Annotated in this window: 31 protein-coding genes; all 31 read left to right on the forward strand. The window is 30.5% G+C overall.

The genetic code is table 11. The features are described from left to right. Positions 1-10 precede the first annotated feature (10 nt). Positions 11-373: a response regulator gene (locus ABV008_RS09650; protein WP_352419612.1), complete on the forward strand. Its 363-nt coding sequence runs from the start codon at positions 11-13 to the stop codon at positions 371-373. A 71-nt stretch (positions 374-444) separates the two neighbouring features. Continuing rightward, a complete protein-coding gene (locus tag ABV008_RS09655; RefSeq protein ID WP_352419613.1) occupies positions 445-822 on the forward strand; it encodes a flagellar biosynthetic protein FliO in 378 nt (125 codons plus the stop codon). Between the two features lie 63 nt (positions 823-885). Further along, positions 886-1,647, forward strand: coding sequence for a flagellar type III secretion system pore protein FliP (fliP, locus tag ABV008_RS09660; RefSeq protein ID WP_352419614.1), 762 nt, complete (start codon positions 886-888; stop codon positions 1,645-1,647). 11 nt (positions 1,648-1,658) lie between these two features. After that, entirely contained in the window at positions 1,659-1,928 is a 270-nt protein-coding gene (fliQ, locus tag ABV008_RS09665) for a flagellar biosynthesis protein FliQ (protein WP_352419615.1), read from the forward strand. Between the two features lie 14 nt (positions 1,929-1,942). Further along, the gene (gene fliR, locus ABV008_RS09670) at positions 1,943-2,725 is read left to right on the forward strand and encodes a flagellar biosynthetic protein FliR (RefSeq protein ID WP_352419616.1); all 783 of its coding nucleotides are present in this window, start codon (positions 1,943-1,945) and stop codon (positions 2,723-2,725) included. 5 nt (positions 2,726-2,730) lie between these two features. After that, on the forward strand, positions 2,731-3,816 hold the full coding sequence (gene flhB / locus ABV008_RS09675) for a flagellar biosynthesis protein FlhB (RefSeq protein WP_352419617.1): 1,086 nt from the start codon (positions 2,731-2,733) through the stop codon (positions 3,814-3,816). A 12-nt stretch (positions 3,817-3,828) separates the two neighbouring features. Beyond that, the gene (gene flhA / locus ABV008_RS09680; protein ID WP_352419618.1) at positions 3,829-5,862 is read left to right on the forward strand and encodes a flagellar biosynthesis protein FlhA; all 2,034 of its coding nucleotides are present in this window, start codon (positions 3,829-3,831) and stop codon (positions 5,860-5,862) included. Further along, positions 5,862-7,004 (forward strand): flagellar biosynthesis GTPase FlhF, encoded by a 1,143-nt coding sequence (gene flhF, locus ABV008_RS09685; RefSeq protein ID WP_352419619.1) that lies wholly within the window; start codon positions 5,862-5,864, stop codon positions 7,002-7,004. The genes flhA and flhF overlap by 1 nt, the downstream gene beginning before the upstream one ends. Beyond that, positions 6,997-7,899, forward strand: a complete 903-nt coding sequence (locus ABV008_RS09690) for a MinD/ParA family protein (protein WP_352419620.1) — start codon at positions 6,997-6,999, stop codon at positions 7,897-7,899. Before flhF ends, ABV008_RS09690 begins: the two co-directional genes overlap by 8 nt. Positions 7,900-7,948: 49 nt before the next feature. Continuing rightward, a complete protein-coding gene (locus tag ABV008_RS09695) occupies positions 7,949-8,611 on the forward strand; it encodes a flagellar brake protein (RefSeq protein WP_352419621.1) in 663 nt (220 codons plus the stop codon). Next, positions 8,612-9,664, forward strand: a complete 1,053-nt coding sequence (locus tag ABV008_RS09700; protein WP_352419622.1) for a protein-glutamate methylesterase/protein-glutamine glutaminase — start codon at positions 8,612-8,614, stop codon at positions 9,662-9,664. It begins immediately after the preceding gene. 3 nt (positions 9,665-9,667) lie between these two features. Further along, positions 9,668-11,692, forward strand: coding sequence for a chemotaxis protein CheW (locus tag ABV008_RS09705; RefSeq protein WP_352419623.1), 2,025 nt, complete (start codon positions 9,668-9,670; stop codon positions 11,690-11,692). A 16-nt stretch (positions 11,693-11,708) separates the two neighbouring features. Further along, on the forward strand, positions 11,709-12,164 hold the full coding sequence (locus tag ABV008_RS09710; RefSeq protein ID WP_352419624.1) for a chemotaxis protein CheW: 456 nt from the start codon (positions 11,709-11,711) through the stop codon (positions 12,162-12,164). Positions 12,165-12,176: 12 nt separating this feature from the next. Beyond that, positions 12,177-12,788, forward strand: a complete 612-nt coding sequence (locus ABV008_RS09715; RefSeq protein WP_352419625.1) for a chemotaxis protein CheC — start codon at positions 12,177-12,179, stop codon at positions 12,786-12,788. Beyond that, a complete protein-coding gene (locus ABV008_RS09720; protein ID WP_352419626.1) occupies positions 12,785-13,270 on the forward strand; it encodes a chemotaxis protein CheD in 486 nt (161 codons plus the stop codon). Before ABV008_RS09715 ends, ABV008_RS09720 begins: the two co-directional genes overlap by 4 nt. Before the next feature lie 43 nt (positions 13,271-13,313). After that, complete coding sequence (locus tag ABV008_RS09725) at positions 13,314-14,051, forward strand: FliA/WhiG family RNA polymerase sigma factor (RefSeq protein WP_352419643.1); 738 nt, start codon at positions 13,314-13,316, stop codon at positions 14,049-14,051. 18 nt (positions 14,052-14,069) lie between these two features. After that, positions 14,070-15,908 (forward strand): FapA family protein, encoded by a 1,839-nt coding sequence (locus ABV008_RS09730; RefSeq protein WP_352419627.1) that lies wholly within the window; start codon positions 14,070-14,072, stop codon positions 15,906-15,908. A 16-nt stretch (positions 15,909-15,924) separates the two neighbouring features. Then, positions 15,925-16,245, forward strand: a complete 321-nt coding sequence (locus ABV008_RS09735; RefSeq protein ID WP_352419628.1) for a hypothetical protein — start codon at positions 15,925-15,927, stop codon at positions 16,243-16,245. 11 nt (positions 16,246-16,256) lie between these two features. Then, complete coding sequence (locus tag ABV008_RS09740) at positions 16,257-16,721, forward strand: DUF6115 domain-containing protein (RefSeq protein WP_352419629.1); 465 nt, start codon at positions 16,257-16,259, stop codon at positions 16,719-16,721. Positions 16,722-16,938: 217 nt separating this feature from the next. After that, the gene (gene rpsB, locus ABV008_RS09745) at positions 16,939-17,637 is read left to right on the forward strand and encodes a 30S ribosomal protein S2 (protein ID WP_352419630.1); all 699 of its coding nucleotides are present in this window, start codon (positions 16,939-16,941) and stop codon (positions 17,635-17,637) included. Positions 17,638-17,713: 76 nt separating this feature from the next. Next, entirely contained in the window at positions 17,714-18,361 is a 648-nt protein-coding gene (gene tsf, locus ABV008_RS09750; RefSeq protein ID WP_352419631.1) for a translation elongation factor Ts, read from the forward strand. A gap of 123 nt (positions 18,362-18,484) precedes the next feature. Beyond that, positions 18,485-19,201: a UMP kinase gene (pyrH, locus tag ABV008_RS09755; protein ID WP_352419632.1), complete on the forward strand. Its 717-nt coding sequence runs from the start codon at positions 18,485-18,487 to the stop codon at positions 19,199-19,201. Between the two features lie 2 nt (positions 19,202-19,203). After that, positions 19,204-19,761 (forward strand): ribosome recycling factor, encoded by a 558-nt coding sequence (gene frr / locus ABV008_RS09760; protein ID WP_352419633.1) that lies wholly within the window; start codon positions 19,204-19,206, stop codon positions 19,759-19,761. A gap of 6 nt (positions 19,762-19,767) precedes the next feature. Next, positions 19,768-19,962, forward strand: coding sequence for a hypothetical protein (locus ABV008_RS09765; RefSeq protein ID WP_352419634.1), 195 nt, complete (start codon positions 19,768-19,770; stop codon positions 19,960-19,962). Between the two features lie 59 nt (positions 19,963-20,021). Beyond that, positions 20,022-20,771: an undecaprenyl pyrophosphate synthase gene (gene uppS, locus ABV008_RS09770; RefSeq protein WP_352419635.1), complete on the forward strand. Its 750-nt coding sequence runs from the start codon at positions 20,022-20,024 to the stop codon at positions 20,769-20,771. A gap of 10 nt (positions 20,772-20,781) precedes the next feature. Next, complete coding sequence (locus ABV008_RS09775; RefSeq protein ID WP_352419636.1) at positions 20,782-21,558, forward strand: phosphatidate cytidylyltransferase; 777 nt, start codon at positions 20,782-20,784, stop codon at positions 21,556-21,558. Positions 21,559-21,622: 64 nt separating this feature from the next. Beyond that, the gene (locus tag ABV008_RS09780; RefSeq protein ID WP_352419637.1) at positions 21,623-22,771 is read left to right on the forward strand and encodes a 1-deoxy-D-xylulose-5-phosphate reductoisomerase; all 1,149 of its coding nucleotides are present in this window, start codon (positions 21,623-21,625) and stop codon (positions 22,769-22,771) included. Between the two features lie 16 nt (positions 22,772-22,787). Further along, on the forward strand, positions 22,788-23,795 hold the full coding sequence (gene rseP / locus ABV008_RS09785; protein WP_352419638.1) for an RIP metalloprotease RseP: 1,008 nt from the start codon (positions 22,788-22,790) through the stop codon (positions 23,793-23,795). A gap of 11 nt (positions 23,796-23,806) precedes the next feature. Next, entirely contained in the window at positions 23,807-24,853 is a 1,047-nt protein-coding gene (gene ispG / locus ABV008_RS09790) for a flavodoxin-dependent (E)-4-hydroxy-3-methylbut-2-enyl-diphosphate synthase (protein WP_352419639.1), read from the forward strand. A 19-nt stretch (positions 24,854-24,872) separates the two neighbouring features. Next, positions 24,873-25,511, forward strand: coding sequence for a glycosyltransferase family 2 protein (locus ABV008_RS09795; protein WP_352419640.1), 639 nt, complete (start codon positions 24,873-24,875; stop codon positions 25,509-25,511). 4 nt (positions 25,512-25,515) lie between these two features. Beyond that, the coding region (locus ABV008_RS09800; protein WP_352419641.1) for an MgtC/SapB family protein at positions 25,516-26,186 on the forward strand (671 nt) is incomplete at its 3' end.

Here is a 26,186-nt window from a genome sequence, read left to right on the forward strand (position 1 = left end):
AGGATTTATTATGGCAAATGGAATATTGATTGTAGATGATGCAGCTTTCATGAGAATGATGATTAAAGATATCCTTACTAAAAATGGATTTAACGTAGCTGGTGAAGCAGAGAACGGAGCAAAAGCTATAGAGAGATATAAGGAGCTTTCTCCAGATTTAGTAATTATGGACATTACAATGCCTGAAGTAGATGGTATACAAGCAGTAAAAGAAATAAAAAAGATTGATAGTACTGCTAAAATAGTTATGTGTTCAGCAATGGGACAGCAGGCTATGGTTATTGAAGCAATACAAGCCGGTGCAAAGGATTTTATTGTGAAACCTTTTCAAGCAGATAGAGTTATTGAAGCAGTTAAAAAGGCCATTGGGTAGACTGTATAAATTTGGACTGCTCATTTTCTTGATAGTGAATAAATACGCTTAAAATTGGATGTGATGTTCTTGTGTTAGATGAAATAGTTAAAACGATAATATATTTGGTATCTTTTGTTATTGTTATAATACTAGCTTTTTATTTTACAAAATTTATAGCTAAAAAATCGAACTTAATGAGCAGAAGTAAAAATATTAAAGTAATAGAGGCGATTTCATTAGGCAATAACACAAGGATTTTTATTGTTGAAGTATTAGGAATTATATACATTGTTTTTGATAATAACTCCCATCTCTTATTACTAGATAAGCTTAATAGAGATGATGTGGATGTCCAATTCAGAGACATAGAAATTGATAAAGATAATTTTAAAAATATTATTGAAAAACTAACAAAAAGCAAAGATAGTACTAATGAAATGCTTAGTAATAAAAGAAAAGATAAATAGATGCCATAATTATATGAGATTTATTAAGAATTATATTACTTGAGAAAAGATAGGAATGAGAATATGAAAACAACTTTTAGAGTAACAATTATTTTGATTATATTTTTTATTTTTTCTATCGGAATTAGTTATGCAGAACCCCAAGTACCATCAATTGGTACTGCTCTAGATATTATAAGCGATAACACTGATAGCGAAGGCTATGTTTCTGCTATTCATTTATTGGTATTATTTACAATCTTATCTTTAGCTCCATCAATATTGATTATGATGACTAGCTTTACTAGAATAATTATAGTTTTATCTTTTCTTAGAAATGCAATAGGTACGCAGCAGACTCCTCCCAATCAGGTTTTGATAGGAATAGCTTTATTTTTGACATTTTTTTTAATGGCTCCTATTGCGACTGAAATAAATCAACAGGCGATTCAGCCCTACTTGTCAGGTGAAGTAGGGCAGGAAGAAGCTTTAAACATTGCAATGACACCTATTAGAGAATTTATGTTTAAGCAGACCAAAGAAAAAGATTTGGCCCTTTTTTTAAGAATTGCAAAAATTGATAGTGTAAGCGGGATAGATGATATTCCGACTAGGGTGTTAATACCTTCTTTTATAATAAGCGAGCTAAAAACAGCTTTTCAAATCGGATTTATTTTGTTCATTCCTTTTCTAGTAATTGATATGGTAGTAGCTAGTACATTGATGTCAATGGGAATGATGATGCTTCCACCTGTTATGATATCATTGCCTTTTAAATTACTACTTTTTATTATGGTAGATGGATGGAACTTAATAATTGGTCAGCTTATATCTAGCTTTAAATAAGGAGAGATATTATGAGTCAAGGTGAGGTTTTAAGTATTGCGCAACAAGCTCTTAGGACAATATTAATGGTTTCAGCTCCAATGCTTGGTTTTGGATTATTAGTTGGATTATTGGTTAGTATTTTCCAAGCAACGACACAAATACAAGAGGCTACTTTAGCCTTTGTACCAAAAATAGTTGCAGTACTTATATCGATTCTGGTATTTGGGCCATGGATATTAAATGTACTAATCGGTTTTACACAAAACTTGTTTGTAAATATAAACACATACATTAATTAGTTTGAGGTACTAAAATGGAAAACTTATTTGCAGATATTTTAAGTAAATATCAGATTTTTTTAATGATTTTAATTAGAATGACAGGGCTTTTTCTAATAACCCCAATATTTAGCAGGAATAATATTCCAAATGTATTGAAGATTGGATTTTCATTTTTCTGTTCAATTATTTTAATAGCTGTATTAGATATTGAGAAATTAGAATTGGTTCCTTTTGAGTTAATTGTTTTCTCAATAAAAGAATTATTAGTGGGGTTAATGCTTGGATTTATATCTTATCTTTTTTTTACTTCCTTATATTTAGCTGGTCAAATTATTGATATGCAAGTTGGATTTGGTATGGTTAATGTATTCGACCCACAAAACAATATTCAGGTACCCATAATGGGAACTTACTATTACATAATTAGTATATTGATTTTTCTTACTATAGATGGTCATCACATTTTATTAGACGCATTAATTCAATCTTATGAATATATTCCAATTGGATATTTTAAGTTTGCAAATGACACTATTAATCAATTAATTAAAATCCTCAGTACAACTTTTATTATAGGAGTTAAAATAAGTGCACCAGTTTTAGCTTCGATTTTTCTTGCAGATGTTTTACTAGGCATATTAGCAAAGACAATGCCACAAATGAATGTATTCATAGTTGGAATGCCTTTTAAAATATTAGTTGGAATAGCAACTATTATTATTACTTTACCGTTGTTTATTGCTACTCTTCAGCACATATTTACTAATATGTATGAGGAGATTTTTAACTTTTTAAAGGTTATTCAAAAAGGATGATATATGTGAATTATAAGCATGTAATTAACTTACAATTGTTTTCAGAGGAAAAAACAGAAAAAGCAACTCCTAAGAGAAGAAGAGAGGCTAGAGAAAAAGGTCAGGTACTTCAAAGTAAAGAAATTAACTCTGCTATTATTATTATAGTCTCATTTTTATGTCTAAAAATTTTCGGAGGCTTTATGTTTAACAATCTATTGTCTTTTTCGAATAATTTTTATAAAGATTATTTGTCTAATCTGGATATTTTTAATATTAAAGATATAAATATTATGATGATGCGAATAATTAGCATAGTAGCCATTGTTGTTGGACCTTTGACTGCAATAGTATTGATACTAGGCATAGCCTCAAGCTATTTGCAAGTTGGATTTTTGTTTACAACAAAGACTTTAGAGATTAAGCTTAGTAGACTAAATCCAATAGAAGGATTTAAGAGAATAATATCAAAACGAGCATTAGTTGAGCTGATTAAATCAATATTAAAAATTATTATTATAGGTTATTTGATCTATTTTTATGCAATAAAAGAAACATACAATATTTTCAAACTAATAGATTTAAATGTAGAGAGCATAGTAAAGTATATTGGAAATATGGTTGTAAATATCGGGTTGAGGTCTGGTATTGCCTTATTAGTCTTAGCTGTGTTTGATTATGGATATCAATGGTGGGAACATGAGAAAAACTTAAAAATGTCGAAGCAAGAAATTAAAGAGGAATACAAGCAAACAGAAGGTAACCCTCAGATAAAATCAAAGATTAAAGAAAAACAGAGACAAATGGCAATGCGAAGAATGATGCAAGATGTTCCCAAAGCTGATGTTATCATTACAAACCCTACTCATTTTGCAATTGCACTAAAATATGATAAGGAAATGTATGATGCACCCTATGTAGTTGCTAAAGGTGCTGATCTAATAGCGAAAAACATAAAAGACATAGCAAAAAAGCATGGAGTACCAACTGTTGAAAACAGACATCTTGCCCAGACTTTATATAATACGGTAGAAATAGGTCAAGTCATACCAGAAGAGCTTTTTCAAGCAGTAGCTGAAGTACTTGCTTATGTTTATAGCCTTAGATATTAGAAGGAGGATTTTATGAAACGTGGAGATGTTTTTATAGCAATTGCAGTAATAGCAATAATAATGCTTATTATAATTCCAGTCCATATTGGAGTTTTAGATGTTTTGCTTAGTCTTAATATTTCTCTTGCCTTGCTTATTTTATTGATTTCAATGTATATAAAGGATGCACTTCAGTTTTCGATATTTCCTTCCTTGTTATTGATTACAACACTATTTAGGTTGTCTTTAAATATATCTACTACTAGATATATACTTGGTGAAGGTCAAGCGGGAGATGTTATTGAAGCATTTGGTAATTTTGTTATACAGGGAAATGTGTTTGTAGGTCTTATTATATTTCTTATTATTGTCGTAATCAATTTTATTGTTATAACTAAAGGTGCTGAAAGAGTCGCAGAGGTAGCTGCCAGATTTACTCTTGATGCTATGCCAGGAAAACAAATGGCAATTGATGCAGATTTAAACTCAGGACTTATTACCGAACAGGTTGCTAAAACCAGAAGAAAGGAAATACAACAACAGGCAGATTTTTATGGTGCAATGGATGGTGCGAGTAAATTTGTAAAAGGAGATGCAATTGCTGGAATCATTATTACTCTAATTAATATAACTGGAGGTTTAATTATTGGAGTTGTAGTAAAAAAAATGACAATAGGAGATGCTCTAGTTAGATATACACTCTTAACCGTTGGTGATGGATTGGTAAGTCAAATCCCTGCACTTTTAATATCTACCGCTACTGGTATTGTAGTTACAAGAGCGGCTTCTGAATCAAACTTAGGACAAGATATTTTAACTCAGCTTTTTGGAAACAATCCAACTTTAATGTATATAGTAGGCGGTGTCTTGCTGTTTCTTGGAATAGTAACTCCCTTGCCTCTAGGACCATATCTAATTCTAGGAGCTATTTTTATATTTGTTGCCTACACTATGAACTCTAATAAGAAAAAGAATGAAAGTAAAGAAATAGAGACTTCACAATCAGCTGAAATTGAAGAGATAAGAAAACCAGAAAATGTTATGACTCTATTAAAAGTAGAGGATATCGAACTTGAATTTGGATATGGAATAATACCCTTAGCAGATATAAATCAGGGTGGGGATTTATTAGATAGAATTGTAATGATAAGAAGACAAGTAGCCTTAGAGCTAGGAATGATTGTACCAATTGTACGGTTGCGTGATAATATTCAACTTAATCCTAATGAATATGTAATTAAAATTAAAGGAGTTGAAATAGCAAAAGGCGAAGTATTATTTGATCATTTTTTAGCTATGGATCCAGGTACTGCTCAGGGTGATATAGTGGGTATAGATACTGTAGAGCCTGCTTTTGGATTACCTGCTAAATGGGTAACAGATCAAGAGAGAGAAAAAGCTGAGATATTAGGATATACTGTAGTAGACCCGCCATCAATTATAGCAACACATTTGACAGAAATCATAAGAAGAAATGCTAGCGAGCTTTTAAACAGACAAGATGTTAAGGTGTTGATAGACAATGTAAGAGAAGAAAATAGTGCTTTGGTGGAAGAATTAGTTCCAAAACTTTTATCAATAGGAGAAATACAAAAAGTACTTATTAATTTATTGAAAGAGCAGATTTCTATTAGAGATATGGTTACAATACTTGAAACTTTAGCTGATTACGCAGCAGTTACTAGAGATACTGAAATGCTTACAGAATATGTAAGGCAAAGCTTATCTAGATATATTACAAAGAAGTATGTTGAGAAAAATAAATTAAAGGTAATAACTTTAGATAGCGAACTAGAGCAATTAATTATGGAATCAATTAATCAAACTGAAACTGGTTCATATTTGTCTATTGAACCAAACAAAGCACAGAATATATTGAATAAAATTATAGTAAACATCGAAAAAATGACTTCTGTAGGTTTGCAACCTATTATTTTAACAGCTCCTATCGTAAGAATATATTTAAAGAGATTGACTGAACAGATAACTAAAGATCTTGTAGTGTTATCTTATAATGAAATAGATCCTTCTGTCGAAGTTCAATCTATTGGGATGGTGACTATATAGTGAAAATAAAAAGGTTTATAGGTAATACAACTCAAGATGTAATGAGCAAAGTAAAAAAAGAATTGGGTTCAGATGCTATTATATTGCATACTAGAAATATTAGGCAACCAGGCTTGTTTGGATTTTTTAAGAAAAATCTAGTAGAAGTTGTTGTAGCACTTGAAGAAACAAGCAAACAACATAAACAAGATTCAAAACAACTAAATTATGTTTTAAATAATGATTTAAAATATAATAATAGACAGGAAAACAATAATTTAAAAACAGATGATCGGATTGAACATGAAATCAAAGCAATTAGAACTATGGTAGAATCTGTAGTTAATACTTTAGATTTAGAAAAATATGAATTACCAAAGGAGTTGTCTAAATATATAGAATATCTTACTCTTAATGGAGTGAAAGAGAATGTTGCATTTAAAATAATCAGTAATATTAGTCAACAGATAAACCTTGCTAATAAAGATAATGTTCAGGTTCAAGAAATTGTTTTGTATAACATAAAAGATTATTTGGATGAAGCATCTCCAATTGCTTATAATGGGAAACAAAAAGTAATATTTTTTGTTGGACCAACTGGTGTCGGGAAAACCACAACATTAGCTAAAGTTGCTGCGAAGTTTTCTTTGGATAGCAATTATTCAGTAGGAATGATAACAGCCGATACATATAGAATAGCAGCTATTGAGCAGCTAAAGGTGTATGCTGAGATTATGAATATTCCTATTAAAGTAATATATGAAATAAAGGATATTTACAAGGCTATGTCGAATTTCAGAGATAAAGATATTATTTTTGTAGATACTGCTGGTAGAAATCATAAAAATCAGGATCAAATCAATGAAATAAAAGAATTAATTGAATCAGTAAATAATAAAGAAACTCATTTAGTTGTAAATGCTACTACTGATTTCGAAACTATAAAAGACATCATAAAAAGATACAGTTTTATTAAAGATTTGAAATTAATATTTAGCAAAGTCGATGAGGCAAATAATTTAGGAAATATACTAAATACTAAGTTCTATTTTAACAACAAAATATCTTACATAACTAATGGCCAAAATGTACCTGATGACATAGAAGTACCTGATATAGAAAAAATAAGCGCAATACTGATTGGAGAATCCAAAGATGTATGATCAAGCAGAAAGACTAAGACAGCTATTAAAAAAAACAGATAAAAAACATGAAGTAAATTGTTTCAGAAAAAGAACTGACAAAACAAGAATAATAGCCGTAACAAGTGGGAAGGGCGGAGTAGGAAAAACGAATTTTACGATTAACCTTGCTATTTCTCTTAGTGATCTTGGGTATAGTGTTGTGGTAATTGATGCAGATTTAGGTCTTGCAAACATAGATGTTTTATTGGGTGTACTACCCAAGGAAACAATAAGCAGTGTTCTAAATAAAGATAAAAAAATAATGGATGTTATGACTGATGGTCCAAATAATATTAAGATAATTGCAGGAGGATCTGGTCTATATGATATTTTTCAACTAAATCACGAAAAACTAGAGTATTTAAAAGAACAATTAATAGAATTAGAAAAGTTTTTTGATTTTGTATTAATAGATACTGGAGCAGGTATTTCAGAAATTGTTATGAGTTTTATAATTTCAGCAGAAGAAGTAATTTTAATCACAACTCCAGAACCAACTTCATTAACAGATGTATATGCTCTTATTAAAGCATTAAGAATAAAAGGTTGTAATAACAAACTACAATTAGTAATTAACAGAGTTGAAGATCAAAAGGAAGCACTTAGTGTATTTGAGAAATTGAATATTGCATCAAATAAGTTTTTAAATACAAAGATAGAAAATTTAGGGTATATATTAAATAGCAAATTAGTGGTAGATGCTGTAAAAAACCAACAGCCATTTATTACTCTCTATCCCAATTCCTCTATTGCAAAAAATATTAATAACATTGCAGTTAAAATCGTCGGAACTTTCAAAGAGAGTGGAAATAATAATAGCTTTTCTAGTTTTTTAGGTAAGTTTAAAAGCTTTTTTTCAAATACAAAAATTTAATTCTATTTAATAATTGTCAAATATGTTTTGAGGGGAGGGGTAAACATAAGTGACTAAAGAATCATTTCAACTGAAAATTGGCGACAAAATTGAAATATTTAGAATAAATGCTAAAAACAACAAGCATAGTAGTCAAATACTGGATATATTAAATGAAAAAGAATATATAATAAGTGGACCAATACGAAGAAGCACTATTATACATGTTAACCTAAATACTATCCTAGGAATTAGCTACTTTAAAGAAGGAAAAGGTAAATTTTCTTTTAAAGCATTAGTAACTGGAAAAAGTGAAAAAGGAATTTATAAATTAAAAATAGAGAGACTTGACGATATAGTTAAAATTCAAGAACGTGATTTTTTTAGATTATCTCAATCTTTGAAAGTTGAAAAAAAGTTTAAAGTAAAAGATAAAAAAGAAGATATAGTTCTAGAAGAAATTTGTAGAACTAGTGATATTAGTGGCGGAGGAGTAAAAATCTTCTCTAACTATAAGCATCAAGAAAATGATCAATTTATGCTTACTTTTAATATAGATAATAGAGAAATCAATATACTAGGAGAAGCTGTAAGAGTCTCTGAATCTAATAGAAATGATTATAGCTATGAAATTGGTGTTAAATTTTTAAATATTGATAATTCAGAAAGAGATACAATCATAAGATATATTTTTGAACAACAAAGAGAACTTAGGAAAAAGGGATTGATTTAGATGACAATTAAGGTAATGGTAGTTGATGATTCTGTATTTATGAGAAAAATATTATCTGATATTTTAGAAGAAGATAAAGATATAGAAGTTTTGTGGACAGCTAGAAATGGACAAGATGCACTTGAAAAATTAGTTAATGCTAATCCAGATGTGATAACGCTAGATATAGAAATGCCCATTATGGATGGAATTACCACATTAAGAGAAATAATAAAAAAGTATAATATTCCAGTAATTATGCTAAGCAGCTTAACTGTAGAAGGAGCAGATTCTACCTTAAAGGCTTTAGAAATTGGTGCTGTTGATTTCATAACTAAGCCAACTAATGTTTTTAGCTTAAATAAGAGCGAAGAAAAGAATAGTTTAATTGAAAAAGTTAAGATGGCTTCTGTAGTCAAGGGAAATATTAAGCCTTATGTACCATATTTGCAAACAATTGCAAACAAAAAAAGCTTTCCTTTAAATAAAGTAAACAAAGAAACAGGATATCTAATTGCTATAGGAACATCAACAGGGGGACCTAAAGCATTGCAGTCAATAATTCCTGAAATTCCAGCAAATATTAATGGTAGTATTTTAGTTGTACAACACATGCCGGAAGGGTTTACTAAGTCTTTAGCTGCTAGATTAGATTCTATTTCAAATATTAGAGTAAAAGAGGCTGAAGATGGGGAGACACTAAAAAAAGGCTATTGTTATATCGCTCCGGGTAATTATCATTTAACAGTTTTGGAGAATAATGAAGAAATTTTCCTTAAGTTAGACCAAAATCCTACTGTATCTGGACATAGACCCTCTGTTGACGTAATGATGAATTCTGTTGCAGAAGTAAAGTCATTAAAGAAAATAGCTGTTATAATGACCGGCATGGGTTCTGATGGAGCAAATGGAATGAAGAATATTTTTAACACTGGAGGATATACAATTGCACAGGATGAAGATAGTAGTGTAGTATATGGCATGCCAAGAGCTGCAATAAATAATGGTTCTGTAAATAAAATATTACCATTAAATGAAATAAGCAATGAACTGATAGATTTACTGGGGGTGTAAAATATGGATATGAATCAATATCTTGATATGTTTATTGAAGAATCAAGAGAACATCTACAATTTATGAACGAGCACTTATTAGACCTTGAAAAAAATCCTGATGACAGAAATCTAATTAATGAAATTTTTAGAATCGCGCATACTTTAAAGGGAATGTCAGGCACTATGGGGTTTAGCAAAATTGCAAATTTAACTCACGAAATGGAAAATATACTTGATGCAGTAAGAAGCAGCAAAATGGATGTGTGCTCAGAGTTAGTGGATTTGCTATTTTCTTGCTTTGACATGCTTGAAGGATATTTAAACAATATAATAAATACAGGTAGTGAAGGTGAACAAGATAGCACTGAATTGATTAGACAATTAAATAGCAAATTAAATGGTAGAGAAGTAGCTGCAAATAACAATCATCCCGTTGAAAATATTAATTCTATGAATAATGATTTTGATCAATATGTTCTTAGTACCATTAAAAATGCCAAGAGTAAAGGTTTAAATGTTTATAACCTAATAATTAGATTAAGCAAAAGTTGTTTGCTCAAATCTGCAAGGGCATTTATTGTTTTTAACACACTAGAATCTTATGCAGATATAATTCATTCTTCTCCATCCACTGAAGACATTGAAGACGAAAAATTTGACCAAGAATTTTCTCTAACCTTGATTACAGATAAGAGTATGGAAGAAATAAAAAATGATATTTTGATGATTTCTGAAATTGAAAATGTTGAAATTAGAGAAGTATTAGTCGAAAGTATTAACACTTCAGAGGACATTCCAATACATATTGATAATAATAAAACCAAGAAAAACGATGAAGATAATAATTCTAATACTGCACTTAGTAATGGTTCAGTAATTCATGAGAAAAAAAGAACTACTAATATAATTGGAAAGACTGTTAGAGTAGATATTGATAGACTAGATAATTTGATGAACTTAGTTAGTGAGCTTATTATCATTAAAACTAGACTTGAAGATGGTGGCGCTGTTGAAAGAGATAATATGAATGAAGCAATTGAATATTTGGAGAGAATAACTACGAGCCTTCATGATGCAGTCATGAAAGTTAGAATGGTTCCTATTGAAAGGGTCTTCAATAGATTTCCGAGAATGGTAAGAGATCTAGCTAAGGAACTTGGTAAAGAAATAGAATTAGAAATGTCAGGTGAAGAAACTGAGGTTGATAGAACAATAATTGATGAGATAGGTGACCCTCTTATTCATCTAATAAGAAATTCTTTAGACCATGGAATTGAAAGCCCTGAAATTAGAAAAGAAAGAGGAAAAACTGCAACAGGTGTGATAAAACTTAAGGCATACCCTGACGGAAATAATGTAGTTATTGAACTCGAAGACGATGGAGCTGGAATAGACATAGAAAAAGTCAAAAGAAAAGCAGTGGATAAGGGATTATTAACCCAATCTGAAGCAAAAGAATTGCCCTATGATGAAGCAATTGATTTATTGTTCAGTCCTGGATTTAGTACTGCTGATACGGTTTCCGATGTTTCAGGTAGAGGAGTAGGGTTAGATGTAGTAAAGAGTAAAATTGAGTCAATAAATGGTATTGTTGAAGTAGAGACTAGCCATAATAAAGGTAGTAAGTTTAGTATTAGGTTACCTTTAACGCTTGCTATTATTCAAGCACTTCTAATAAATATAAGAGAAGAAATATATGCAATACCATTAAGTTCTATTAGAGAGATAACTCCTGTAGAAAGTAAAGAAATTAGAAAGGTCCAGAACCAAGAGGTTGTGTTATTTAGGAATAAAACACTTCCAATAATAAGACTTAATAGAGTTCTTGGAATCAATGATTCTGACGATAATGAAGAAATTATAATGGTTGTAGTGAGAAAAGGTGAAAAAGAAGCTGGATTAATAGTGGACAAGCTAATAGGTCAACAAGAAATTGTAATAAAATCCTTAGGGAAATACTTGCAAGGTGTACCATATTTAGCAGGTGCAACTATTTTAGGTAATGGACAAATATCTTTAATATTAGACGTTAATTCTCTATTCTAGTGAAAGGAGGTTTATTATGAGCAGTATAGTAATGAGAACAAAGTATGTAGTTTTTAAAATTGATAATGAGTATTATGGAATTGATATTAATAACGTAAAGTCTATAGAAAGAATTCAGCATTTCACAAGGGTCCCTAATGCTCCTATGTATGTAAAAGGTGTTATTAATCTTAGAGGTGAAGTTGTACCAGTAATAGATTTAAGATTAAGATTTGACTTAAATCATAAAGAAATTGACTCTAATTCTAGGATAATTATTGTCTTCGTTAATGAATTACAGATAGGTCTTTTGGTAGATTCTTCTTCAGAGGTAATCGAAATTAATTCTGAAGAAGTCGATAGTCCACCAATGGTAAAAGATAATATTACTGAAGATTTCATTAAAGGAATTGGGAAACAAGATGGAAAACTTATTATTTTAATTGATATTGAGAAAATTATTGGGCTTAAGGAGATTGAACAGGTTGGTTAGGAGTGAACAGGCATGGATGTAAATAATGTAAATTCGGTCTTATTAGATGTTCTAAAAGAGTTAGGTAATATCGGATCAGGAAATGCAGCAACTGCTCTTGCGACTATGATAGATAAGAAAATTGATATGAGAGTTCCTCAGGTAAAAATACTGGAATTTAAAGAGGTAGGAGAGATTTTAGGAGATAGTGAAACGCCTGTAGTGGGTATATATTTCAAAATGCTAGATGAAATTGATGGAAATATTATGTTTGTGTTAAGCATTGACTCAGCAATAAATTTGGTAAACATGCTTTATGGTAGCAACGATACAAAAAGCGAGCTAGACGAAATGGGAATGTCTGCCTTATCTGAAGTGGGAAATATACTATCAGCATCATATGTTAACTCCCTAAGTATCTTAACAGGATTAAATCTAAAGATTTCCATACCTTCTATTTGCGTGGACATGGCTGCTGCAATTCTTAGCGTGCCAGCTGTTCAGTTTGGTCATATTGGTGACCATGTTATTTTTATTGAAACCCAATTTGAAGAAGGAGATAGATTAATTACTGGAGATTTGTTTCTGATACCAGAGGTAGGTTCTTTTGAAAAAATATTAAGTAGCTTAGGAGTAATTGGATGATGGAAATGATAAAGGTTGGAATGGCAGATTATAAAGCTACGAAATCTATGGGTATATTGACTACATTAGGCCTTGGCTCCTGTGTTGGTATAGCTTTATACGATAGAATTAGTAAAGTAGCTGGATTAGCACATATTATGCTGCCATCTAGTTTGGAAATTAAGAATAATAGTAACAAGGCTAAGTTTGCTGATACTGCAATTCTAGAACTAATTGAAGAGATGGTCTTGCTAGGAGCAAACAAAAAAAGCTTAGTTGCTAAGCTTGCTGGTGGTTCACAAATGTTTTCTTTTGATTCTAACAATGATATTTTAAGAATAGGGGAAAGAAATGTAATAGCTTCAAGAAAAAAACTTCAAGAGCTAAATGTGCCTATTATTGCTGAAGATACTGGAGGAAATTATGGTAGAACTATAGAACTAAATAGTCTTGATGGTGTACTTTTAGTAAAAACAATTGGACATGGAGTTAAAACAATTTGAAAATTAAATTTTTACACACCTTTTTGGAGGTGGTGATTTGACAATGGATGAATTATGGAAACTTTATAAAGAGACTAAAGATATAGGTTATAAGCAGAGTTTAATTGAACAATATCTTCAGTTGGTAAAAATAGTAGCTGGAAGAATGTATAATTTTTATGGTGGAAATGTTGAGTATGACGACTTAATAGGGTTTGGTGTATTTGGACTCATAGATGCAATAGATAAATTTGATATTAGTAGGGACTTAAAATTTGAAACATATGCTCAAATTAGAATTAGGGGGTCAATTATTGATAGTCTAAGAAAGATAGATTGGGTTCCTAGAGGTCTGAGAAAAAAGGCAAAAGAAATTGAAAGCGCAATATATGTAATAGAAAACAAACTTGGAAGAAGTGCTAATATAAAAGAAATTGCAGCCGAACTAAAGATAGATGAAAAAGAGTTAGAAAATACACTTTCAGAAGTTTCAGCTATTAATGTGCTATCTTTAGAGGAAGTATTAGTTACAAAAGGAGATATTTATTTAAAATTAAATGATAAGGAAAGCCCGGAAGAAATGTTTGAGATTAAGGAACTAAAGTATATATTAAAAGAAGCCATAGAAAAACTTAGTGAAAAAGAAAAGTTGGTAGTTTCATTGTATTATTTTGAAGAGTTAACGTATAAAGAGATAGCTAAGATTTTAGAGGTTTCTGAATCAAGAATATCACAAATACATAGCAAGGCAATTTTATCACTTAAAAATTTATTGACGCTTAAAGGTGTTGGCAAATATTAATTATTAGGATGTGATAATATGTCTCAAGAATTTATAATTTTAGAAGGAAAAGATCTTAATACTCTAATTGAACAGGGGCTTAAATCATTAAACAAAGATAGAAATCAAGTAGAGATTGAAGTTTTAGAAAAAGGTAAATCATTAATGGGAGTATTAATAAAAGCTTACAAGATAAAAATGTCATTAAAGCAAGCTGTTAACGAAGATGTTCAAGATAACAAAAGGTTGGTAAAAGCTGAAGAAACTTTAGACACAATTATTAATGAGATGGATAGAAATGATTTCTTTAAGATTAGCTTTTTAGAGGATGGTGTATATCTTACTATAAAAAATGAAGAGATTTTTTATTCGAATATTAAGCAAGTACTTAATAAAATAAGAAAAAAGAAAATAAGCAATATTGACACTAAAGCAATAGAAGAAGCGTTACATTCAAAAGAAAAAACTTGTTTTAGAATTGCACCGCAACAAGAAGAGGTATTAATTGATTCTGAATTGATTATAGATATTTCTGAGGATGGATTAAGTGGCTTTATTATTTTGATTCCTCCAGATGGTGGGAAAGAATTGGAATCAGATTTTGCTTTAGAAAAGATTAAGGAAGTAATTAAATATGGACTTGATAGTAATCAAGTTGAAAGGGTAGTAAATGAAAGGATTTATAATAAGAGAGTTTTGATAGCAAAGGGACAACCTGCTATAGATGGTAAAGATGGATATATTAAATATTTTTTCTCTAAGAAAACTGATTCAACTCCCCACATTTTAGAGGACGGAAGTGCAGATTTTAGGAACCTTGATCTAATCCAAAATGTTAGTGAAGGAGATATATTAGCAGAGCTAATTCCTCCTGTAGAGGGAAGAAAAGGCATTACAGTAAAGGGAGAGTCTATAGATTGTAAAAATGGTAAAGAAGTGTTTTTTAAGTATGGTAAAAATGTAGGACTTTCTGAAGATGGAAGTATGCTAATTGCTGAAAAAGATGGACAGGTAATCCTATTGGATAGCAAAGTTGTAATAAATGATATTTTTGAAGTGAAAGGGAATGTTGATAATTCTACAGGCAATATTAAATTTAATGGAGCTATTAGAATAAAGGGGAATGTTTTAACTGGATTTGAAGTTGATGCAGTTGGAAATGTAGAAATAGAAGGGGTTGTTGAGGGTGCTAAAATAAAGAGCCATGGCAATGTTGTTTTAAAAAGAGGAATTCAAGGATATAATAAAGGTAGAATAATTTCAAAAAGGGCTATTGCTGCACGATATATAGAAAATAGCTATATAGACGCAGAAAACGATGTAATATCTGAGGCAATAATGCATAGTGAAGTGATAAGTAAGGGAAGTATAAAAGTATCTGGGAAAAAAGGATTAATAGTTGGAGGAATATGTAAAGCTACTACTGAAATTGCTGCTAAGACTATTGGCTCAACTATGGCCACTGCAACTATATTAGAAGTTGGACTAGATCCCAACCTGAGAACTAGTCAAGAATCAATTAAAAACAAAGTTGAAGAAACGGAAAGTAATATTGATAAATTGAATAAAAGCATTGTTCTTTTTAACAGACTATCAAAAAATGGAGAGCTAACTGGAGAAAAAGAAGATATGTTTAAGAAAACTATACAGACTAGAAACATTCTTATAGAAAAACTAGATAATCTAAGAAAAGAGTTAAGCTCAATGGAATTACAAATTGAATTATTGTCAAAAGGAAAAATTAAGGTTGAAAACGTTATCTATCCTGGTGTTAAAATTATCATAGGAAATAATGTTATGTTTGTAAGAGATGAAATAAAGCATTGTACTGTATATCGAGAAAATAATGAAATAAAGATTGGTCCATATGAATTATAATTAGAGGTGATAGACAATGCGACCAATTGATCTAAATAATCTTATTCCTAAAGCACAACAAGTTTCAAAGGTACAGCAAATTGAAAATAATAAGCATAAAGATTTTATGCATAATCAAGCAATATTACATAATAAGAAATTTGAAAATGAATTGAAGAAAGTTAATACAACAGATAAAGCCTATGATGCCAAGATAAATAGTAAGCATAAAGACAATAAAAATAATAGTAATCATAGAAATGATGAAAAACAAGAACAAAATAAAAAAGAAAAAAACAAAAATAATGAAATTATATCAGATGGAATTATTGGTTCCAAAATTGATATTAAGATTTAATGAGGTGCAGAATGAATACAATTATTCTTATTTTTGGCTTGTTTTTAGTAGTAATATCGGTTATTACCATATTGTTAAATAATAAAAGTAAAAATAATAATATAGGTGAATATAAACTAGCTTATGATCATAGTAAAGATAATTCTTTGTTTACTAATAACGGAAGTGAGTTTGAAGAAATATTAGATAACATCAATACTTATAGCAATAAAAATGATGATGCAATTAATGATGAAAAAAAAGGATTAGATTCAGAAAATTTAAATTTAGATAAAATTTGTGTAAACTACTCTAAAGACAGCTATGTCACAAATTTCAAAGAAGAAATTAGTGAAGATTCTCAAAATAGTATTTCTAAAAGAATAGTTGAATTAAGTAATTCAGGGTTAAGGGCTGAACAAATTGCAAAAATTCTTGGAAAAGGTATTAGGGAAATCGAAATTATTTTGAAGTTCCAACATAAAAAGAGTAATTAACACCAAATATATTAATAAAAGACGGTATAAAAATGGAAAAAATGAAGATTATATTAGAGTATGATTATGTGGAGAAAAAACTTATTGCCAAATCATATGTAGTATGTTATACTACATAAGGTGAAACTACACACACTCTTTGATCTTTAAGGTTGTGCCACTATGGTGCCTTATTGAATTGATGGGAGTGGAGGAAAAACAAGAGGAGGTGAATCGCATGTCAGTTATTACTATGAAAAGTCTTTTAGAAGCAGGAGTACACTTTGGTCATCAAACAAGAAGATGGAATCCAAAGATGGCAGAATATATTTTTACTGAGAGAAATGGAATTTACATTATCGATTTACAAAAGACTGTTGTAAAAGTAGAAGAAGCATATGAATTTATTAAAGATGTTGCTGCAAATGGTGGAGAAATTCTTTTTGTTGGTACAAAAAAACAAGCTCAGGAATCTATTGAAAGCGAATCAAAAAGATGTGGCATGCATTTTGTAAGCCAAAGATGGCTTGGAGGAATGCTAACGAATTATAAGACAATAAGAAAGAGAATTGAAAGACTTCAACAACTAGAAAAAATGGAAGAGGATGGAACTTTTGACGTTCTTCCTAAAAAAGAAGTAATCAAGTTGAGACATGAAGCAGAAAGACTAGAAAAATTCCTTGGTGGAATCAAAAATATGCAAAGGACACCAGATGCATTGTTTGTTGTTGATCCTCGAAAGGAAAAAATAGCTGTTAAAGAAGCTAGAATACTTGGAATACCTGTAGTAGGTATCGTCGATACAAACTGTGACCCAGAAGAGGTAGACTTTGTTATCCCAGGAAATGATGATGCAATAAGAGCTGTTAAGCTACTCACTGAGACAATTGCTAATGCTGTCTTAGAGGGAAAACAAGGCGAGCAAATAGAAGAGTAATCAAAAAGGTAAGGGTTATAGGGGAGTTTTTCCCTTACTGCTCTTACTTTTTTAATTTAAAAAGGAGGCATTAAAAATGGCTATATCAGCAGGTTTGGTTAAAGAACTAAGAGAAAGAACAGGCGCAGGAATGCTTGATTGTAAAAAAACCTTAGAAGAAACAAACGGTGACATTGAAAAAGCAATTGATTTATTAAGAGAAAAAGGATTATCAAAAGCAGCAAAAAAAGCAGGAAGAATTGCATCTGAAGGTATTGTAGAAGCATACATACACGGAGGCAGAATTGGTGTTTTAATAGAAGTTAATACGGAAACAGATTTTGTTGCAAAAAATGAAGAATTTAAAGTTTTTGTAAAAGACATGGCAATGCAAGTAGCTGCATCAAATCCTAAATATGTTTCTGTTGATGAAGTTCCTCAAGATGAAATAGATAAAGAAAAAGAAATATTAAAACACCAAGCAATTAATGAAGGAAAACCGGAACATATTGCTGAAAAAATGGTGGCTGGAAGAATCGAAAAATATTTTAAAGAAGTATGTTTATTAGAGCAGCCATTTATTAAGGATACAGATGTTATTGTAAAAGATCTTTTATCTGAAAAAATAGCTAAAATTGGTGAAAATATCAAGATAAGAAGATTTGTTAGATATCAAGTTGGAGAAGGCCTAGAAAAAAGAGAAGAAAATTTTGCTGAAGAAGTTGCTAAGCAAATTAATGGTTAATTAAATGGAGAACACATAGTGTTCTCCATTTAAATAAAGATTTCATATTTTGTGAAAGTAAATTTAATTTTGTGTGAAGGTTTTTTAGTTATAATGTAGAATATGTATGCTAGGAGTGTTTACATGATAGAACCCAAATATAAAAGAATTATTCTTAAACTAAGTGGTGAAGCATTAGCAGGAGATAAAGGTTTTGGTATCGATGAAAACACTATTATTAAGATAGCAGAAGAAATAAAAAAAATGCAAGAGATGAAAGTGCAAGTAGCTATAGTAGTTGGAGGAGGTAACTTCTGGAGAGGTAGAAGTTCAGAAGGAATGGATAGAACAACTTCAGACTATATGGGAATGTTAGGCACAACGATAAATGCACTTGCTTTACAAGATGCCTTAGAAAAAATAGGCGTTGTCACTAGAGTACAAACTGCTATCGAAATGAGGCAAATCGCAGAACCTTATATAAGAAGAAGAGCTATTAGGCATTTAGAAAAGGGCAGGGTTGTAATCTTTGCTGGTGGTTCGGGTAATCCATACTTCTCTACTGATACTACTGCAGCCTTAAGAGCTGCAGAGATTGAAGCAGAAGTAATATTGCTTGCTAAGAAAGGAGTAGACGGAGTTTATGATTCTGATCCTTACTTAAATACAAATGCTAAAAAGTTTGACAAGTTAAAATATATTGACATATTAAATTTAGGATTAGGAATTATGGATTCTACAGCTACATCGTTATGTATGGACAATAAAATACCTTTGATAGTCTTTGGCATAGATGATGCTAGCAACATTGTAAGAATTATTTGTGGAGATCAAATTGGAACACAAGTAAAGGAGGAATGATTATGTATCTAGATGTTCATAAGCAAACTGAAGAAAGAATGAAAAAAACTATTAAGTCATTCAAAGAGGATTTAAATAGCGTAAGAGCTGGGAGAGCAAATCCAACTTTATTAGACAGAATATCTATAGATTATTATGGAACACAAACACCGCTAAATCAAATAGCAAATATTTCTGCACCTGAGCCAAGATTACTTGTTATACAACCTTGGGATGCTAGTATTGTTTCACAGATTGAAAAATCAATACTAAAATCTGATTTAGGATTAAATCCATCAGTTGATGGTAAAATAATTAGATTAGTTATACCACAACTGACCGAAGAAAGAAGAAAAGACTTAATAAAAGTAGTTAAGAAAGCAGCTGAAAATGCAAAGATTGCTATTAGAAACGGGAGAAGAGAGGCTAACGATCAAATTAAAAAAATGCAAAAATCATCAGAAATAACTGAGGATGAACAAAAACAAGCAGAAGAGCAAATGCAAAAAATTACTGATAAATATATAGAAGAAATTGATAATCTTTTAGGACAAAAAGAAAAAGAATTACTGGAGGTATAGTTGTAGTTGAATAAATTTGATATTCTAGGTTTTCCAGTAGAAGAGGGATTGGAGTTATTACAAGGATTGAGTGATAAAAAAATTGAAATTATAGAAACAAAAGCGAGTAAAATAGATAAAGGGACTATACTTTCTGAGCCAAGAATACTTAGATGCACTGAAACAGAAAGCAGTTTTACTGTCGTAATTAGCTACTTTTAACCCCTTCTTATGTAAAGAAGGGGTTTTTAGTGGTTCCCATGTATGTGGAGGTATAGAATATGAATAAAATAAAAAAGAATATTAATACTTTGTTCAATAAAATTGAAATGAGTAAGCTACCTAAGCATGTGGCAATAATAATGGATGGAAATGGAAGATGGGCAAAAAAAAGACTACTTCCTAGAACTGCAGGTCATAGAGAAGGAGTAGAAAGAGTAAAAGAAATCGTTGAAGCAGCTGGAAACTTGGGAATAGAGTATTTAACCCTCTATGCTTTTTCAACTGAGAATTGGGGACGTCCTAAAGACGAAGTGGATACACTAATGAAACTTTTAGTTGAATATCTGCGGAAAGAATTAAATACTATACATAAAAATAATGTTAAAATAAACATTCTAGGAAATTTAGACAAATTACCTGTTGTTCCTAGAGAAGAAGTTTACAATGCAATAGAGAAGACAAAATACAATACTAGAATGAAATTAAATATTGCATTAAATTATGGAGGAAGGTACGAAATTATTAATGGCATTAAATCGTTAATAACCGATGTGCAAAATGGCAATATTAATCTAGAGAATATTGATGAAGATTTATTTAAAAATTATCTTTACACTAAAAGTCAACCCGATCCAGATTTGTTGATTAGACCAAGTGGGGAAAAACGATTGAGTAATTTTTTACTTTATCAAATTGCTTATACAGAGTTTGTATTTACTGATGTATATTGGCCAGAGTTTACTACGGAAGAGTTTTATAAGTCTATAATAGAATATCAGAGTAGAAAACGTAGATTTGGGGGAATTTAGGTGAATAATTATGAAGACTAGGGTTATTTCTGGAATAATTGGACTGTTGCTTCTTTTTATAGTCGTATTTACTGGAGGACATTTACTAAATGTTTCTGTTTTTTTGATTTCTGTTATTGGATTATATGAGTTTGATAAAGCAATAAAAAACATTAACGGACTCAAAACCATCCTTTTTGTCAATTACTTATTTGCAATTGGCTTATTTACTTTGATAGTTTTAAATAGGAAAGAGTTATTTATGCTTTTAATATTTATATATACTGTTGTTTTATTATGTATTTTAGTCTTTAATAAGAAAGTTAGAATTAACGATATATCAATAACTGTTTTAGGTGCTTTATACATACCTTTTTTAATTTCTCATATAGCCTTACTAGGTGGTAGTATTTATATTTGGATAGTATTTATTACTGCTTGGGGCACTGATACTTTTGCTTATTTTGTTGGAGTTAAATTTGGTAAAAGGAAGCTATGTCCAAGCTTAAGTCCTAACAAAAGTATTGAAGGCTCTATAGGGGGAATTTTGGGTTCTTTAGTTCTAACCTTATTATTTTCTTACTATTTCAAACTTGGCAACATAATAAATATTTCTATTTTAAGTATCATATGTTCAATAATGGCACAAGTTGGTGATCTTACTGCTTCAAGAATTAAGAGACTAGCCAATATTAAGGATTATGGAAAAATAATGCCTGGGCATGGAGGTATTTTAGATAGATTTGATAGCATACTTTTTACTGGACCTATAGTATATTATTATATAGTTTATTTTGTATTACCATAACTTTGATATTAAGACAAAATAGAACTCACACTACAAAATTTATTTGAGCAAGAGGTGGTATTTTGTGAAGGGAATAAGTATATTAGGTTCTACTGGTTCTATAGGAACACAAGCTTTGGATGTAATTAAACATAGCCAAGAATATAAAGTAGTTGCTTTAACTACAAACAGAAACATTGAATTGTTAGAACGACAAGCTCTAGAGTTTAATCCTAAGCTTGTTGCTGTTATGGATTATAAAAAATCTAATATTTTAAAGGACAAATTAAAAGGGTATAATATAAAAGTAGTATTTGGTATGCAAGGATTAATGGAAGCAGCAGCTATAGCAGCAGCTGATGTAGTAATTACTTCTGTAGTAGGGATGATCGGTTTGCTTCCCACTTTAGAGGCTATAAAAGAAGGCAAAAAAATAGCACTTGCAAATAAAGAAACATTAGTTACTGCAGGTGAAATTGTTATGAAGGAAGCCTTAAAAAATAAAGTAAATATAATACCTGTTGATAGTGAACATTCTGCCATCTTTCAAGGCTTGAGATGTGGGAATAGAGATGAAATTAGCAAATTGATACTAACCGCTTCTGGAGGACCTTTTAGAGGTAAGAGTACTAATGATTTGAAAAATATCAAAATAGAAGAAGCCCTTAAGCACCCTAATTGGTCAATGGGTAAAAAATTGACCATAGATTCTGCTACTCTGATGAATAAAGGACTTGAAGTAATTGAGGCTAAATGGTTGTTTAATGTAGATATTGATAAAATAGAAGTAATAGTACATCCTCAAAGTATTATACATTCAATGGTAGAATATATAGATGGAAGTATTATTTCTCATATGGGCGTCCCTGATATGAGGATACCAATTCAATATGCATTGACTCATCCTAGAAGAACAGATAATCAAATAAAGAAACTAAACTTAATTTCTCTAAAGGAGCTTACTTTTGAGCTTCCAGATACAAGGGTTTTTCCATGTCTGGAACTAGCATATAAAGCTATAAAAACTGGGGGAACAATGCCTTCAGTTTTAAATGCAGCGAATGAAGTAGCTGTGGAGATGTTCCTGAATAATAAAATTGGTTTTTTAGATATACCAGAGATTATTTATAAAGTTATGGATAAGCATATTATGATTAAAACCCCAACACTAGATGATATTTTAGAAAGTGATAAGTGGGCAAGAGAAATTGTAAAAAATATAACGTGTAATTAAAGGTGGTGCTATATAATTGCAAACAGCATTAGCAACTATTTTTGTTTTTTTTATAGTTGTAGTTTTTCATGAGTTTGGTCATTTTATTGTTGCAAAAATGTCAGGAATAAAAGTACATGAATTTGCTATTGGTATGGGTCCAAAATTGTTTAAAATAAAAAAAGGTGAAACTGACTATAGCTTAAGACTTTTACCGATTGGTGGATATGTTAAAATGGAAGGTGAAGATGAGTACTCAGATGATGTAAGAAGCTTTAGTAAAAAGTCTATAGGAGCAAGGATGGCGGTTATTGCAGCAGGAGCTATAATGAATTTTATTTTAGCTATTATTGTTTTTAGTGTTTATTCTTACAAAGTGGGAGTGCCTACAACAACTATTGATACAGTTACAGAGAAGTTCCCTGCATATGAGGCGGGAATAAGAAATGGCGATACTATTACAAGGATTGATAATTTTAGTGTAGATAGTTGGGAAGATATTAAAAAAGCTATCAATGCTTCAAATGGAAAAGAAATTCAAATAACTGTTTTAAGAAATGAAATAAAGCATAACTTTTTTATTAAACCAATAATAGAAAAAGATATGAATAGAATTGTTATTGGAATAACACCTAAGATGAGAAGATCTTTATTGTTATCAATTAAGAATGGATTTCAAAACATGATAATGATTTTAGGACTTATGTTTCAATTTATTGGCATGCTTTTTAAAGGTAATGTTAGTAGTGGAGATATATCTGGTCCTGTAGGTATAGTTTATCTTGTAGGAGAAGCTGCTAAGTCTGGTTTTCTTTATGTTCTATATATTGCTGGATTTATCAGTATAAATCTTGGATTTTTCAATCTACTACCAATACCTGCATTAGATGGAAGTAGACTTGTTTTTCTATTATTTGAATTAGTTAGAGGTAAGCCAATAAATCCAGAGAGAGAAGGTTTTATTCACTTTGTAGGGTTCGTATTTTTAATATTATTAATGTTAGTAGTTGCATATAAGGATATTATAAAGTTTAACATTTTTTAGGCGGTGAAGTAATGAGAAGGAAAACAAGAGAAATTTTTATAGGAAAAGTAGGCATAGGAGGAGAACATCCTATAACAGTTCAATCAATGACTAATACAAATACTAAGGATATAGAAAGTACTGTTAGGCAAATATTAGAACTTGAAAAACAAGGCTGTGATATAGTGCGCGTTGCTGTTCCTGACAGAGAGGCTGCCGAGTCAATAAAGAAAATTAAACAAAGAATCGGTATCCCACTTATTGCAGATATACATTTCGATTATAGACTTGCGATTGAATCAATAAAAAATGGGGTAGATGGACTAAGAATAAACCCTGGGAATATTGGCTCTAAAGACAAAGTAAAGGAAGTTGTTTCTGCATGTAAAGAAAGACAAATTCCAATTAGAATTGGAGTTAATTCTGGGTCAATAAAAAAGGAGATACTTGAGAAGTATAATGGAGTAAATGAGAATTCAATGGTATATAGTGCATTAGAACATGTAAAAATACTAGAGGATTTAGACTATCGTAATATAAAAATTTCTTTAAAAGCTACAGATGTTCAATTAACTGTAAATGCATATAAAAAAGTAGCTGAAATTACTGAATATCCTCTTCATTTAGGAATAACCGAAGCAGGTACTCCTTGGAACGGTACCATTAAATCTTCTATAGGCATTGGTTCACTACTACTTAATGGAATAGGTGATACTATAAGGATTTCACTAACAGGTGATCCAGTTGAAGAGGTAAAAGTGGGTAAGCAAATATTAAGGACTTTAGGTTTACTTAGAGATAAGATAGAAATTATTTCTTGCCCGACTTGTGGTAGAACTCAAATTGATTTAATTAGTCTTGTTAATAAAGTTGAAAAGAGAATTGGTAATATACAAAAGCCTATTAAAATTGCTATAATGGGGTGCGCAGTTAATGGACCGGGAGAAGCTAGAGAGGCTGATTTAGGCGTAGCTGGTGGTGTAGGATGTGCTCTCCTATTTAAAAAAGGCGAGATAATCAAAAAAGTAGAAGAAGATAAATTGCTTGATGAACTTGTTAATGAAATAGAAAAACTTTAGATAAAATTAGGTGATATAAATGTATTCTGTCACAGTAGTTATACCTGCATATAATGAAGAAAAAACCATTGGTGAAGTTATTAAAGTTGTAAAAAAAGTTAACTTGGTAGATAAAATAATAGTGGTCAGTGATGGTTCAATTGATAAAACAGTAGACATTGCTTTAAAACACGAAGTAGAAATATTAGAACTAGAGAATAATGTTGGAAAAGGTGGAGCACTAAGCAGAGGTGTTAATGCTACTTATTCAGAGATTATTTTATTTCTAGATGCAGATCTGATTGGACTAAAAGAACAGCATATTATTGATTTGCTAATACCCGTTCTCAATCATGAAGTTGATATGACAATAGGTGTATTTAGCAATGGAAGGCTTACAACAGATTTAGCTCAGAAGGTAGCACCATACTTATCAGGACAAAGAGCAATTAAGCGATATATTTTTGAGAATATTCCAAATATTGATATAACAAGGTATGGAGTGGAGATTGCATTAACAAAATATGTTATGAGTCATGGAATTAAATCTAAAGAAATAATGCTAGAAAATCTCACTCATGTAATGAAAGAAGAGAAGCTAGGAATAGTAAAGGGTTTTGCTTCAAGGATGAAAATGTACTGGGATATTGTTAAAATGTTAGTTTATAAAGATAGGTGATAGAATGCTCTCAGTTAAGCAAGTAGCATTTAGACTCGTACTTTCAGTTTTATTATCAGGTATCATAGGTATTGAAAGAGAAAGTATAAAAAGACCCGCAGGTCTTAGAACACATATTTTAGTATGCGTTGGTTCAACTCTTGTTATGCTTACATCGATATATATTTTTGATATATTTAAACAGCAAACAGCCTTACAACCTGATAGGCTTGGGGCACAAGTCATTAGTGGAATAGGGTTTCTAGGAGCTGGCACAATTATTAGACAAGGTGATACAGTTAGAGGCTTAACTACAGCAGCTAGCCTATGGGCAGTAGCGTGTATAGGAATTGCAGTTGGGGTAGGTTTTTATATAGGAGCAATAATCGCTGTTTTGCTAGTATTATTTATATTATTATCTTTTGCAAAGTTTGAAAAACGTATAAAAGTAAGAAGAAATTATCTGAATTTAGGAATCACTGCAGTCAATAAGCCAGGGCAGCTCGGGAAAATATGTCAAATAGTTGGAGATCTGGGTGGACATATTTTGAACATTGAGTTAGAACCTGAAGATGAACAAATAGAACTAGTTAATTTAATTGTGAAAATTTCCAATCATTCTTTGAAAAATGATTTAATAAATAGACTAAATAATGAAGAGGGTATTATAAATGTATTAAATAGATCTAAATACAG

Source organism: Proteiniborus sp. (genome assembly GCF_040308045.1).
Lineage (GTDB): Bacteria > Bacillota > Clostridia > Tissierellales > Proteiniboraceae > Proteiniborus.